Source organism: Pedobacter sp. 05L430 (assembly GCF_056397585.1).
The window spans coordinates 1-13005 of record NZ_JBFTNT010000112.1; the positions used below are offsets into that span (position 1 = coordinate 1).

The 13005-nt window shown below is 40.0% G+C and carries 8 protein-coding genes and 1 pseudogene; 4 read left to right on the top strand and 5 right to left on the bottom strand.

What is annotated here, in order from left to right; all coding sequences use genetic code 11:
- Positions 1 to 5606: MG2 domain-containing protein (locus AC1DG9_RS15205; RefSeq protein ID WP_477634830.1), on the bottom strand; the 5606-nt coding region annotated here is incomplete at its 3' end.
- 147 nt (positions 5607 to 5753) lie between these two features.
- Here AC1DG9_RS15205 and AC1DG9_RS15210 point away from each other — a divergent pair.
- Positions 5754 to 6932 carry a hypothetical protein gene (locus AC1DG9_RS15210; RefSeq protein ID WP_477623117.1) on the top strand — a complete coding sequence of 393 codons (1179 nt, stop codon included), beginning with the start codon at positions 5754 to 5756 and terminating at the stop codon, positions 6930 to 6932.
- Here the strand turns inward: AC1DG9_RS15210 and AC1DG9_RS15215 are convergent.
- The gene (locus tag AC1DG9_RS15215; RefSeq protein ID WP_337715933.1) at positions 6872 to 7375 is read right to left on the bottom strand and encodes a GNAT family N-acetyltransferase; all 504 of its coding nucleotides are present in this window, start codon (positions 7373 to 7375) and stop codon (positions 6872 to 6874) included. The two genes, AC1DG9_RS15210 and AC1DG9_RS15215, sit on opposite strands and share 61 nt — an antisense overlap.
- A gap of 125 nt (positions 7376 to 7500) precedes the next feature.
- Here AC1DG9_RS15215 and AC1DG9_RS15220 point away from each other — a divergent pair, with 125 nt between their 5' ends.
- Entirely contained in the window at positions 7501 to 8757 is a 1257-nt protein-coding gene (locus AC1DG9_RS15220) for a M20 metallopeptidase family protein (protein ID WP_337715935.1), read from the top strand.
- A gap of 41 nt (positions 8758 to 8798) precedes the next feature.
- Positions 8799 to 10484 (top strand): serine hydrolase domain-containing protein, encoded by a 1686-nt coding sequence (locus tag AC1DG9_RS15225; protein WP_477634831.1) that lies wholly within the window; start codon positions 8799 to 8801, stop codon positions 10482 to 10484.
- 1 nt (position 10485) lies between these two features.
- On the opposite strand, the gene AC1DG9_RS15230 is transcribed toward AC1DG9_RS15225, so the two are convergent.
- From AC1DG9_RS15230 to AC1DG9_RS15240, 3 genes are all read right to left on the bottom strand, one after another.
- On the bottom strand, positions 10486 to 11679 hold the full coding sequence (locus tag AC1DG9_RS15230; protein ID WP_337715937.1) for a C40 family peptidase: 1194 nt from the start codon (positions 11677 to 11679) through the stop codon (positions 10486 to 10488).
- 199 nt (positions 11680 to 11878) lie between these two features.
- Positions 11879 to 12265 (bottom strand): alpha/beta fold hydrolase, encoded by a 387-nt coding sequence (locus AC1DG9_RS15235; protein WP_477634832.1) that lies wholly within the window; start codon positions 12263 to 12265, stop codon positions 11879 to 11881.
- Positions 12262 to 12618 carry an alpha/beta fold hydrolase gene (locus AC1DG9_RS15240; protein WP_477634833.1) on the bottom strand — a complete coding sequence of 119 codons (357 nt, stop codon included), beginning with the start codon at positions 12616 to 12618 and terminating at the stop codon, positions 12262 to 12264. Before AC1DG9_RS15240 ends, AC1DG9_RS15235 begins: the two co-directional genes overlap by 4 nt.
- A 143-nt stretch (positions 12619 to 12761) precedes the next feature.
- On the opposite strand from AC1DG9_RS15240, the pseudogene AC1DG9_RS15245 reads away from it, so the two are divergent.
- Positions 12762 to 13005: pseudogene (locus AC1DG9_RS15245) on the top strand (hypothetical protein); the annotation flags it as partial.

Below are 13005 nucleotides of genomic sequence, written 5' to 3' on the forward strand. Positions count from 1 at the left end.
GCTGAGACCGTTACCGGAGATACCTTGTTAAGACTGATGAATTGGTTGCGCTGCCCAGCCAAAAGACCATTTGAACTGTTCATCTGCTGATTACCAACCTGAGCAGAAACAGAATCTGGCACAAAACTGGTCTTTATTGTTGCCGACTCCTTAAGCATGTCGATAGCTGCAGCAGTACCCGTGGTTGTGCGCCAACTGTAATCTTGCTTGGCCGACAGCATCCATTTGCTTAACCCATCTGCAATCTTTGTATTTTGCCCGGCTTGTGTAAAGGCCTCATAAAGCATTGCAATGGTTTCTTCTTTTGAATGGCTCAAATCATCGCCATCTGAAATTTCTTTCCATCGCATTCCATTTAGGTCGTCGTTTATTGCCCGTTGTTGTATGTTACTCAGTTGGGCAAGGGCCTTTTTATAGACTTGGTGATCTGGAGTTGTATATTTTAATGAAACAATGATCCATAAAGCCTGATCATATAAGCGCTTATTGTTGATGTCTTTTTCGGCAAGTTCAAGAGTGGTATTTATTTTTTTGATGACACCAGGATTAAGGGGATACTCGTTTTTCCAAAATGACCGGGAGTAGGCACCAAAAAGATTACCATCTGTACCGTTTGTAGCGTATAAAGAATCGGTATATGTAATTAACCTCTTGATGAAAATTGAATGCCTTTGATAGTCGTTCGCTTGCCATCCTTGCTGATTTAACTTTCCAAATCCTCTTAGTACATAATTAGATATCCAAATATTGCTTTTTCCACCCTCAAACCAGGGGAGCGCGCCGTAGAAATCTTGCATGGAATACAACTTATTTAAATGGTCGGAAATTATGGACCTGTTGCTTATGGTATCTAGAACCTGATACAATTGTTTTTGCTGCTTAGCAGTTTGGTTTGCCAGGTTTAACCAAGGCATGGCCGCTTCTGCAAGTTCATCCGGAAGTTTGCGTTCCGTAGTATCTKAAATGGCATCCGGCGAACGCATTTTAAATGATTTTGCAAGCTCAGGCTGATTACGCATCAGCTGATTTGCGGTTACTCTGGCATAGAGTTTATTAAATACCTGTTCAGAACAATTAAAGGAATAATTGGCTAAAAATGGTAATGAGTTGATTAAGGCTGCTTGTGGCTTAGCATCTGCATAGAGACTAAGGCCATACAAATCTGCGTCGTCTGGTAGCTTAGGAGCCTGTACCAAACTGTCTTTCTTTGAAAATACAAGGGGCACTTGCTTACGCATAAACACTTTTTTGGGCAGTATCGGCAACGTGTGCTCTTCAGCATCTGCCAGGGCGCCTCCATTTACAGTGGTTACAATTGTTAGTGGATTCAGCTGTCCTTCGGGCACTTTAAAAGCAAAACCTGCTGTTTCAGTTAACTTTCCGGCTACTTTAACTATTTTAAAGGCAGGTTCTTTCAGTACTTTTGCAGTCAGGTCTTCACCAGTAACGGCATCTTCTATCTTACAGCTAAGTTTTACGTCCATAGCTGCACTATCCAGATTGCTAATCCTGCTATTCAATACAATTTCATCACCCTGATAGAGCAGGCGTGGCATGTTAGGCTGAACCATCAGGTCAAGGCGTGTATTTAGTTTTCGCTCTGCATATGCAAATAGACCGCTTTTTGTATGTGCCATTAACTTCCAGTTCCATGCGGTTGCTGTTTGGGGCATGGTAAAATTAAAGGTATATAGTCCGTTTTTATCGGCGTATAGTTTTGGATAAAAGAATGCTGTTTCGCTAAAATCTTTACGCACCATTGGTTGCGGTTCAGGAGTTCCCGGTAATATGATCTTTCCTTTGGTGCTAATAATCAGCACGCCATTTGCGGCTTTTGAGCCATAGATAGCAGTGGCATCGGCACCTTTTAATACCATAGCTTCAGTTATGGAGGCTGCATTAAAATCATTTAATGAGCCGGAAAATGGAACACCATCTACTATAATTAGAGGCTGCGCATTCTGAACAAGAGAATTTGTACCCCTTATGTAAATCGCGCTGCCCGTAGTGGCATACCTCACTACGTCGGCTGTGTTATAGCCCCTTACTACAACCTCATTCAGCTGACCATCTTCTAAGCTTAGAAAGCTCGCTGAAGGTACTGCCAATCCAGGTACTCGGCCTCTTAGTTGCTGCAACATAATATCGCCTTCATATTCATTTATGAATTCGCTTTGATTATTGTATTCGTTATTACCGGGCCAATAGTGATAATAGGGCCTGCTGTTATTAATTGTTTGACTCCAGCCCCCATACAGGTAACCACTGAAGTAAGGATTGTTGGGGATGTTCCACTGGTGTGAAGCAAGTTTGTCTAATGCGGCGTCGTACATTCCCGTCATGAGTTGCGCCGCGATATTTTCTTTTGCTGTTTTTACCGATACGGTAAAAGTTTCTTTTGTACCAGGAGCCAGAACCTTCCTGTATTTTTCTATGATAATTTCTGGTTTTGCCGAGGTAGGTGGGGCTAGATAAACGTTTTGGTCATTTATATACAGTTTATTGTTTAGTACATAAGCTTTTGTGAGTACAAGCGATTCTAATGCATCTTTTGGTACGGTAAAAGTATATGCTTGCATTCCCTTACCCTGGTATTGTGTGTGGTAGGTGGTTTTTACGGCAATGCTCTGCTTTTGGCGCACATAATAAGTTAACCCATACACCACATAGGCACTGTCTATGGTAGCAGTGTAATAATCTATTTTATCGCCGGGTTTGGCAGTATTGATGGACAGGTAGTTAAAGTCTTCTAAATTACCGGGAGTGGCGCTTTGCTCAGTATCAAATACATCAAAATTGATGCTGGCATGGCCCGATGTTTTTTCCGATTGGGTTGTAGTTACTGCAAGTTCGTACTTGCCGGCTTGAAGTAATGTTTTGTCTAATTGAAACTGAATAGTACTATCTATTGGTATTGTTTTTTCAAAGATTGATTTCTTTTCGAGGCTTGTCCTGTTAAGGATTTCCTCGTTTGGAAACCATACTTTTAATTGATCTTTAGTGTATTGCCATTGATCTACAATTTCACTACGAGTGGTATCGGGCACTATAATATTCTGAAAAATGCTGATATGAATTTCCTTAGGTTTAAACTTGCTATTTTCTGTTTTTGCATTGATGTTTAGCTTTGGGAGGCCTTTTCTGTCGTACTGATCTACTGCCGGAATGTTGATCTTGACCGGCCATGAAGATACGCTGAATGTGTTATCCTGGCTGGTGGTTTCGCCAGTGGCTTCTGTGGCCGTGGCTGATAACCTGTAAGTGATAGCCCATTCCTTATCGGGATCAGGATTTTTTTTCGGCAGGTTTACATCATTTACTTTTATCACTAACAAGCCCTTTTCATCAGTATAACCGATTGTATCTGTTACTATGGGATTGATATATGGGGCATTTCCAAAATAGTTAGATTCTCTTATTATCTGGTAAGTAATTTTTACACGGTTAAGATCTGCACCGCTGAGCGACTTCACTTTAAGCTTTAGCTCAAAAGGTTCGCCGGGTAATGGCCCTTCGGCAGGTTTTTCCATAGTTATTTCCATTGTTGGCCGTTTGTATTCCTCGACCTTAAAATAACCATTATCGCCATCAATTACATCGCCATCAATAGACCATTGCCCGGTCATTGCATTTTTTGGAATAACAAAAGAACCCGAAAAACTTCCATAATCATCAGGAACAAGCTTTATGGAATCAACGGTTCTATAGTTAGGGTCTTTTAATTCCAATAGGGGTTCATTGTCTGCCATCCAGCTTTTAAAATACTTATTTGCTTTACTGAAGACGATGTTTTGACCTGTTGAAGGATCTCTGGTAAGCATAATAACTTTATATTGTACGCGCTGCCCCGGGCGGTAAATTCCTCTGTCGGTATAAATTTGCAATTTTGTCTGGGCGTCATAAAATTCTTCCAGGTCATCATAAGCCTCAGTATTGTATATCTCCCGTGGTAAGTTCCTCTTGGGCCTATTAAAATCGTGCATTAGGGTATCTTTGCCAGAAACGAACATGAATTCTTTTGAGGTGTAGGTTTTTTTTATGGATGTAAAACCCTTTAAATTGGTGCTGACCTGTTCCGTTGCTACTACTTTTACGCCACTTATGGGGAAGCCCGTTTTTCTGTTCAACACTATAAAATGATCTCCGGTATTCACAACAGCCAGATCAGACACCTGAAAATGAATGTATTCCATGTGGCTAAGGTTGGCTGCAGTTTTAATCTCGGAAGGCGAGAAAATTACATTATAGGTGCCCACTGGCAAACTTTCGAGCTTTAGGTAGAGTGCATGTTTGTCGAAATCATCAGTTCCGGCAGGTAAGAGGAAGCTGGAATCGCGGATAGCGGGGCGGTTGAGCAGTACTTCTATTCGTTCTGTTTTTAAGTTCGGAAATTTCTCTTTGATACCAATTTTAACGATTCGGTAATAGATTTTTTGTATACCCCTATATCTTGCTGTAAGCATGATTGGCGCTTCCGTCATCTGGCGGTCTGTCACTTGAACATTGATCTCTTGATTTTTAATCTTTTTAAGCRAGGTTTCCAGTGTTTTTTTATACGCTGAAAACTCATTTACAACGCTCTGGTGCTGCTCATACAATTGGACAGCTTGTCTAAGGTATCCTTTGTATTGAGCTTCAAACTTTAGTCCGTATTTGATTCCCTTGTAATATTGATACTGAAACAAATAGAAAGTAGCTGTGGCTTGAATGGTGTTTAATGGAGAGGAGAGGTTTTTTTTGAGGTAAGTAGTCCATGCGTTCGACAAGATATTGGGCATCCGGGAATAGAAATAATATTTGATAAGCATCTGAATGTATTGCAGTTCTTCGGGTTTCGAATTGTGTTTGCGCATCCATAATGTATAGGTGTCCATCAAATGTGAATGGATTTTGGCGGTGTCTAATGACGATTGTAAGGCTTGCTGAAAGCCTTTGGGTTCAGATACTATAAGTGTCTGAATATCTTGATCGGACAGGTTTAGATCGGTGGTTTTTCCTGTTTCGAAGCCAATGCGCTCGGTAAGCGCTATGTCTGCAAGGTCGGCTTTAAACAGTAACTTATCGGCATTGGATGAGAGCCACGAGATATCTATACTTTTACCTGGTATGGCCGAGCCACTGAGCCGTAAAGCCTCTTTGAAATGAAACCTAACAATGCTGTCGCGCTGTAATAAATTCATGGCACCATAGTTAGGTTGGAGGTTCTTAGTTTCGTAGGTGCTGGGCCTAAACTTTAAGTGCTTGTGCGCAAAGAAAAGTACTCTGCGCGCCTGCATCAGGTGCATTGCAGTTTTTAGTAAGGTTGATGATTTTTTGTTGATGAGCAAACTATCAATAAAAGCGCTGTTCCTGAAATATAAACTGTCCTCAGTTTTTAAGTCTTTTATTAGCATAGCGTAATACAAGCATCGCGCTAAAGCAATATCATTGTTGATTCTGATAGATTCCTCTTTTTTTGAGTTGACGGTTTTAAGCGTTTCTTCGAGTTGAGTTCTTGTTCTTATGGAATTTTCAATGTTCGTCCACTCATCATTAAGGTCGGTTTGGGCAAATGCTGTTGATGCATTAAAAAAAGCGAATAGTATGCAAGCTAGGATAAGACGCATGAGAGAAACATTAATTTTGTGTAATGCAATTTAGTGATTTGAAATTCACTTTTATAGTAGAAAAACTTCAATGCCATCATCTCGACTTGAGGAGAGATCTCTTGAAGAGATTGGAAAATTATAAATTCTATAATATCTTCGGTTCAAATGAAAAAAATATTCCTGCTACCCATCTTTTTTATAATCCTGGCATTGAGCGCTCGATCTCAAAATGTAACAAGCTTACCAGATTCAATTTATTCAGGAGAACAGGGCAAGATGCATGTGCAAGGCGTTGCTGTAGATAAAGCCAATGGATATGTTTATTTTTCTTTTACAGATAGGCTCATTAAGATGGATCTTTCGGGCAAACTGATAGGCAGTGTAACCGGTTTTGTAGGGCACCTTGGCGATTTGGATTTTAATGCAGCCGACGGGAAGATATATGGTTCGCTGGAATATAAGAATGATGCTATTGGTAAGGGGATCAGGAAATCATTGGGTGTACAAAACAACAATGAAAACGGTTTCTATATCGTGATATTTGATGGTTCCCGCATTGTGCGCCCTGATATGAGTGCAGAGAAAGAAGATTTGCTACGCACTGTTTACATAAAGGAAGCGGTAAAAGATTACCAGGACAGCGTACAGACTGCCAATGGTAAAAAGCCACACAGGTTTGCCTGTTCCGGAATAGATGGTGTTGCTTTTGCCCCGGCAATAGGAAGTGCTGATACCAATAAAAAATACTTGTACGTTGCGTACGGTGTTTATGGTGATACCGACAGAGATGATAATGACCATCAGGTTTTATTAAAGTACGATATCGCCAACTGGGATAAATATGGGCAGCAGTTATCGCAGGATAAATTGCACCATTCGGGACCTGAAAAGCCTTTGGATAAATACTTTGTAAAAACTGGCAGCACCCGTTATGGCATTCAAAATCTGGCTTATGATGCTTATACCGGGAAGTTTTTTGCCGCAGTATATCATGGTGCTAAAACGCAGTTTCCAAATTACGACTTGTTTGTAATTGATGCACATCAAAAGCCGGGTAAAGGTCAAATATCATCGGGTAATGAAACGATAAAAGTTCAAACTCTTTCTTTGTTGCAGGCAGGGCCAAAAGATGCAAATACGGGTATAAGCGGTTGGCGCTTTGAATGGGGAGCCACTGGTTTATGTCCTTTAGACGATGGGTTGTTTTATATTTCGCACAATAAAAAAAGCGAAGACGGACAGGAGCAGAGCACCATTTATAAATACAAATGGATAGGAGATGCTCAGAGCTCTTTTTCGAAAGCCAATCTTGAACTGCCCCTAAAGAATACTTCGCCACAGTAAATGTAACCTGCCTTTTCAAAAACATGCTTCATGGCTCCGTTATCAAAGTTGGTATCGGCTTTAACGCTGTGTATGTTGTTTCTTTGCGCAAAATCTTCAATGAAGTTCAACATCTTTCCCGATAAGCCTTTGCCAAGATAGTCTTCGGAAATTGCGACTCTGTGAAAGACAACAAAATCACCATCCGTTAACCATTTTCCTTTTATTTCTGCATAGGCAGGTTCGTCGTTAATTAGAATTGCACAATAGCCAGTAATGGTATCTCCATCGGCCATTACAAAACCAGCTCCCTTAGCTATGTCATTTTCAATTACTGTAGGGTTTGGATAACCATCCTGCCATTGGTTACTGCCATCTTCTTTTCTGCGCAGGATTGCTTTTTGCAGAATCACCCATATTTGGGGCAAATCATTTAATGTTGCTTTTCTAAAAACGTATTCCATAGTAATGCAAAGTTTGTTAAAAATATGCGTCTATACAACTCACAATGAAGAGGGAAATAAACTATGATATATCGGTAACTAATAGATCGATATTATATCTAATTTGTAAAACCAAACATTTAAACATGAAAATACAGCTTCTGTTGTTCTTATTATTAATAACCCTTAGCGGGTACTCACAAAACAAAAAAGAGGCTTTAACTCGTGAATTGGTTAGCGCTGAGACTGATAGGATTTATGAAAAGCTGGTGAAAATCAGAAGAGATATTTATGCAAACCCTGAATTGGCAGGGAATGAAAAACGTACTCAGGAGATCATAAAGAAATATTTACTGGATTTAGGCATCGAAGTTAAAACAGATACTTACGGGCATAGCATTATAGGTATTTTAAACGGAGAAAAAAAAGGAAAGAAGATAGCATGGAGAGCTGAAATGGATGCTTTACCAAATGGGCAGCATGGTTGTGGCCACGATGTACATATGGCAATTGGATTAGGAATAGCAGAAATACTTGCAAAAAATAAAGAGTCAATAAATGGAACGGTATATTTTATATTTCAACCAGAAGAAGAAACATTTGTTGGCGCAAAAAAAATGATTGAACAAGGCTTGTTTTCGATAATCAACCCCGATGAAATTTATAGTTTACATGTAACAGCATTGCCTGTGGGGCAAATTATGGTTAAACCAAATGAAATGTTTGCCTACCAAAAACGAATAAGAATTAAACTAAAAAATGAGCTATCCAAAGAGGAAGTTAAAGGGCTTACCAGGAAAATGTACAGTTCATTATCTCGCTCACAACTTAACAGTAAGCCCTGGGAAATACAACATATGAGTGACCCTAAAATAGGATTGATGAATCCGAATACAATCTTTAAGGACTACATGATTGTGGATGATAAATTTAATATCTACTCAGAGAAAGACGAGCTTTTTTTAGAAACATATTTATACGAGACAAATCAATCGAACCTCCAAAAAATCATACCTAAAATTGAACAGTTAATTGGAGAAGAAAGATATAAAGATAAACTGCTTTCTATTTCATTTATACAGGAAAATCCAACTGTAGTTAATGATGAGAAATTGACCAAAAGCGCAATAAAAACACTAAACGGAATCTATGGATCCAATTTAGTTGTGCCTGATTACGGACAAGCTCCTTATTTTAATGATGACTTTGCTTACTTTCAGCAAAAAGTACCAGGTGTTTATTTTTTCTTAGGTGGTTCTAATATTGAAAAAGGAATTGTAGCAATGAATCATGCACCTAATTTTAATGTTGATGAAGAAAGTATAAAAATTGGTGTCAGAAGTTTTTCATCCTTAATTATGGAAAGACTAAACGATAAAAAATTATACCAAAAAGGAAAGTAGAATACAATCTGTATATTAGGAGTTACTAATCACACACGCTCATGCAAATCCACAAAAAGAGACTTTTCATCCTGCTTTTATGCGCTCTTATACCCGTAGTAAGGTTATGTGCACAAACGTTGCCAGACGCTATTACAAAAAAGATAGATGGTTTATTTACGAAATGGAATACGCCGAATACACCCGGCTGTGTGATTGGGATTGTACGCAATGATTCGTTGATTTATGCTAAAGGTTATGGCCTGGCCAATATGGAATATGGTGTGCCCAATACTCCAGAAACCATTTACCATATGGCATCTGTTTCTAAGCAGTTTACGGCTTATGCAATTGTTTTGCTTGCCCAACAGGGGAAACTTAAGCTAGATGACGACATCCATAAACATCTTCCCTGGTTCCCGGATCTGAAAGAAAAAATTACGATCCGGAACTTACTGAATCATACCAGTGGCATAAGAGATCAATGGCAATTGCTGGCCATATCGGGCACCAGACTCGATGATGTAATTACACAGGAGCACATTGTTAAAGTGCTGAGCAAGCAACAGGCACTGAATTTTAAACCGGGTGAAGAGTATAGTTACTCTAACAGTGGTTTTACCATGCTAGCTGAAATTGTAAAATCTGTTACAGGCAAAACGCTTAGACAGTTTACAGATTCTGTTATTTTCAAGCCTCTGGGAATGAACRGTACACACTTTCATGATGATTATACGGAGGTGGTAAAGAACCGGTCTTACTCGTATTACCCGCGGGAAGGCGGTGGTTTTAACAATAGTATTTTATCGTACTCAAACGCAGGAGCAACCAGTCTGTTTACCAATGTTGACGATATGGCTAAATGGGTAATGAACTTTTACAAACCTACGGTGGGTACGGCAGAGGACATTAGACTATTAACGCAAAAGGGGAAATTTAATAACGGCAAAGAATCTGACTATGCATTGGGAATTGTTAACAATACCTACAAAGGGTGGAGGCAGTATTCGCATAACGGCGCCGACGCTGGTTACAGAACATCGGTTGTTACTTTTCCTGATCTAAAAATGGGTTTTATTGTTTTTAGCAACGTTGGGGATTTTAATCCTGGTGGTAAAGGTTACGAAATAGCTGATCTTTTTATTAAAGATACCACCGCAAAAGCAACTAAGCCAGAGGCCAAGCCAGTTGATACCAATAAAGCCGTATTAAAAGACATTACAGCTGCTAAAAAATTCGAGGGTAATTATATTGCTGATGATGGGGCACAGTTTGGTTTTAAATTGAAGAACCAAAAATTGTATTGGGACAGGTATGGCCGGTCTGACGTTTTATTAGAAGCCGAAAAGGGTACTTTTATGGTTGCTTCTTCACCTGATGTTAAATTTCAGTTCAGCACAGCAAAGGGAGATACCGTTGTTAAGCAATGGTGGCCTGATGGGAAACGTTCTTTGATTAAGTACGCAGTTAGCAATCAAACAGATAAGCAGTTGCAGGCATATGCAGGAACGTATTATTGTCCGGAACTGGACTGTAAATACGGCATTGTTTTAAAAGGGCATGATTTGATATTAACGAATAGCAAATACGAGGATAGTAAATTAAAGCTTATAGGAAAGAATCATGCTGGTACTGACTATTGGTGGATGGGTCATCTAAAAATGCTACGTGACAATAAAAATCAGATCATAGGTTTTGAAGTTAATGATGGCAGGATTATGCATTTGCGGTTCAATAAAATAGAGTAATTTATTTATACCAATAATGTTGGTCTATTCTGGTGATCCCGGGTTTGCCTATATCGGTTAATATTCTTCTTGCGCCGACAAGTGTAGCGCTTTGCCTGCCATCATAATTGTCGGCAGAGGGTACAAGACTGTTTATTCTGACCATTCCAGCCGCCTGGATAAACTCGCCCTTGCCCATATAAATGGCAGTGTGAGTTACCCTTCCATCATTGAATCCTCTGCGTTTGGCTGCCGAAAAGAACAACAGATCTCCGGGTTGCAGATTTCTTAAACACTTATCTACGCTAATGCTGTCGTTTTCTAGAACATCAACTGGCTGACCAATTAAGGCTTGTTGAGAGGCATCACGCGGGATAATCACGCCATTTAGAAAAAAGGACATTTTGGTGAAGCCACTGCAGTCGACACCCTTGCCGGACGTGCCGCCCCAGAGGTAAGGAACGCCCAACAGGCTTTGTGCTGTGGTTAAAATTTTTTCGGCATTTGGATCGGGTCTGGTAACCCAGGCTTGGTACAGGCTGGCTTGTCTTTTAGGTAAATATGCTGTTCTGCCGTCAGGATAGCCTACTTTGTAGAACTTTTTCTCTTCACCAAGTAACTGGAGGATATTGCCGCCAACCAGGTCAGATACTCGCTGCGCATTTTCATCGGGTGTGTTGAAGCTATGGCCATAGTCTGCAGTAAATACGACCTTTTTTGCCCTTTGCCAGGTTTCAAAACCYGATTTGTTCATGGGGGTTATGGCACCCACATCTGTCCACGATATATAACCATCAGGAGTTTGCACTAAATAGAACCCTCCGTGTTTTTTAAATACTTTAATTGGTGTGCCCAGCAACATTTGCGTCATCATCTCTGCCGCATTTTTCGGGTAGGCTCTGTTGTTGCAAACCGAGAGATTGGCTACCCCGTATTCCATCCCGTGTAAGGAGGGCTCTGGCAGCAATACGCCGCTGAATTTAATTGAAGGTGTGTTTGGCTTTAGTTTATCAAATTCTTTCAGCGCTTCCTGAGAGGTGCTTTCCAATTTGGCCGAATCACCAGTAAGCTCCAGGTTAAAATAAACTGAACGCTTATCTGGTGCATATTTTTTTTGAATGGTAGCCGCAACACTGCGAAAAACGGCAGTATCTGACTGTGCTTTAAGTGTAAAAATACTTAAAGAGAAAAGCAGACCCAAACAAAGACTTTTCATAGTTGTCAAATTAAATGATTTCGATAAGGAGAAACCTTTAACGAATATAGCTAAATGAAGGTTACAATGAAAAGAAAGGCGTTGTTGTGGCAGCTGCCGTTATTACAATCGCCGTCACGATAGGAGAGATCTCTTGGAGTAGCATAACCAAGAGATCCCTCAGTTCTTCGGAATGACGGCGGTGATCGAAATGCCCGCCTTAAAATGTAGGAGGCGTTGGTTTTAGATCAGAATCCAGAAAATCATTGACCATCGGAATTATCCAATCCATATGCTGCATCATACCAATATGCGTTGTGCCGGGAATTATAGCTAACCGGGATTTAGGCAGCCCATGTATATCGCCCATTTTGCCTCCGCCTTTAGCACGAAACAGCTCAAGCGCGTGCTCATATTGTACTCCGTCGGCATCACCTATGGCTATAAATACTGGAGCTTTTATATTTTTTACTTCCTTAGACCAGTCATAAGGCTTTACGTCTATACTAAGAACCTTTTTTACATACGCAGGGAAATTTTTAGGATCGTTTCCAAGACTGTCGTATTGTTTTTCGATAGGAGAGCCCTTGAACATGTCTGCATTCATTGTAGCAAAAATTCACGAGGGATATCCTTTGTGCGGCCATGGCCCTGCATCTCTGCAACAATTATTTTCCGGTTTTTGGCAAAAACAGGTATGATGTGCGACCAGTTTAAAGGTATATTCATAAAGGAACCATGTAGCAGTACAATGGGTTTACCTTCGCCATAAACTTCATAGTACATTTTTAGCCCGTTTACATCAGCATAGCCACTGTCGGCTGGCTGTATGGGTTGGTTGTTTGCCGTTTCTTTTTGTTCGGTTGAAACGGCTTGTGTATCCTTATTACGCGGTTGGCAGGAAGCCATTACTGCCACAACAATAGCAATTGAGAGATTGATTATAATATGCTTTTTCATATTGTAAGGTTTTGTTACAATACAAATCTAGGGACCAAATGCTGTACCGTTGCTGTGAGTATGCGACAATATTAGGGGGAAAATACGACATACAGAATATGTTTCAATATCCATATATTGGTTGTTTATTGTAAGCTAACTATATGCCTTTAAGATTTCTTTTGTTTCTGCTGATTTTAATTTGCCATCAAGCCGGGTTATTTGCTCAGTCTGTGAGTGTCCCTTCCCGACAAGATACACTTAAGGGTAGTATAACTAAAGATAGAGAATGGTGGGATATAAAATATTACGCATTGGCTATTGAACCTGATTTTGGAAAAAAAACAATTCAGGGTAAAAATAGTATCACCTTTGAGGTAATAAAAAGTAACCATAATAGGTTTATGC

What these genes read in the sequence shown, in the direction of transcription:
- AC1DG9_RS15210 (WP_477623117.1), top strand. Translation starts at nt 5,754, where the DNA reads ATGAAAAAAATATTCCTGCTACCCATCTTTTTTATAATCCTGGCATTG.
- AC1DG9_RS15220 (WP_337715935.1), top strand. Translation starts at nt 7,501, where the DNA reads ATGAAAATACAGCTTCTGTTGTTCTTATTATTAATAACCCTTAGCGGG.
- AC1DG9_RS15235 (WP_477634832.1), bottom strand. Translation starts at nt 12,265, where the DNA reads ATGAATGCAGACATGTTCAAGGGCTCTCCTATCGAAAAACAATACGAC.
- AC1DG9_RS15240 (WP_477634833.1), bottom strand. Translation starts at nt 12,618, where the DNA reads ATGAAAAAGCATATTATAATCAATCTCTCAATTGCTATTGTTGTGGCA.
- AC1DG9_RS15215 (WP_337715933.1), bottom strand. Translation starts at nt 7,375, where the DNA reads ATGGAATACGTTTTTAGAAAAGCAACATTAAATGATTTGCCCCAAATA.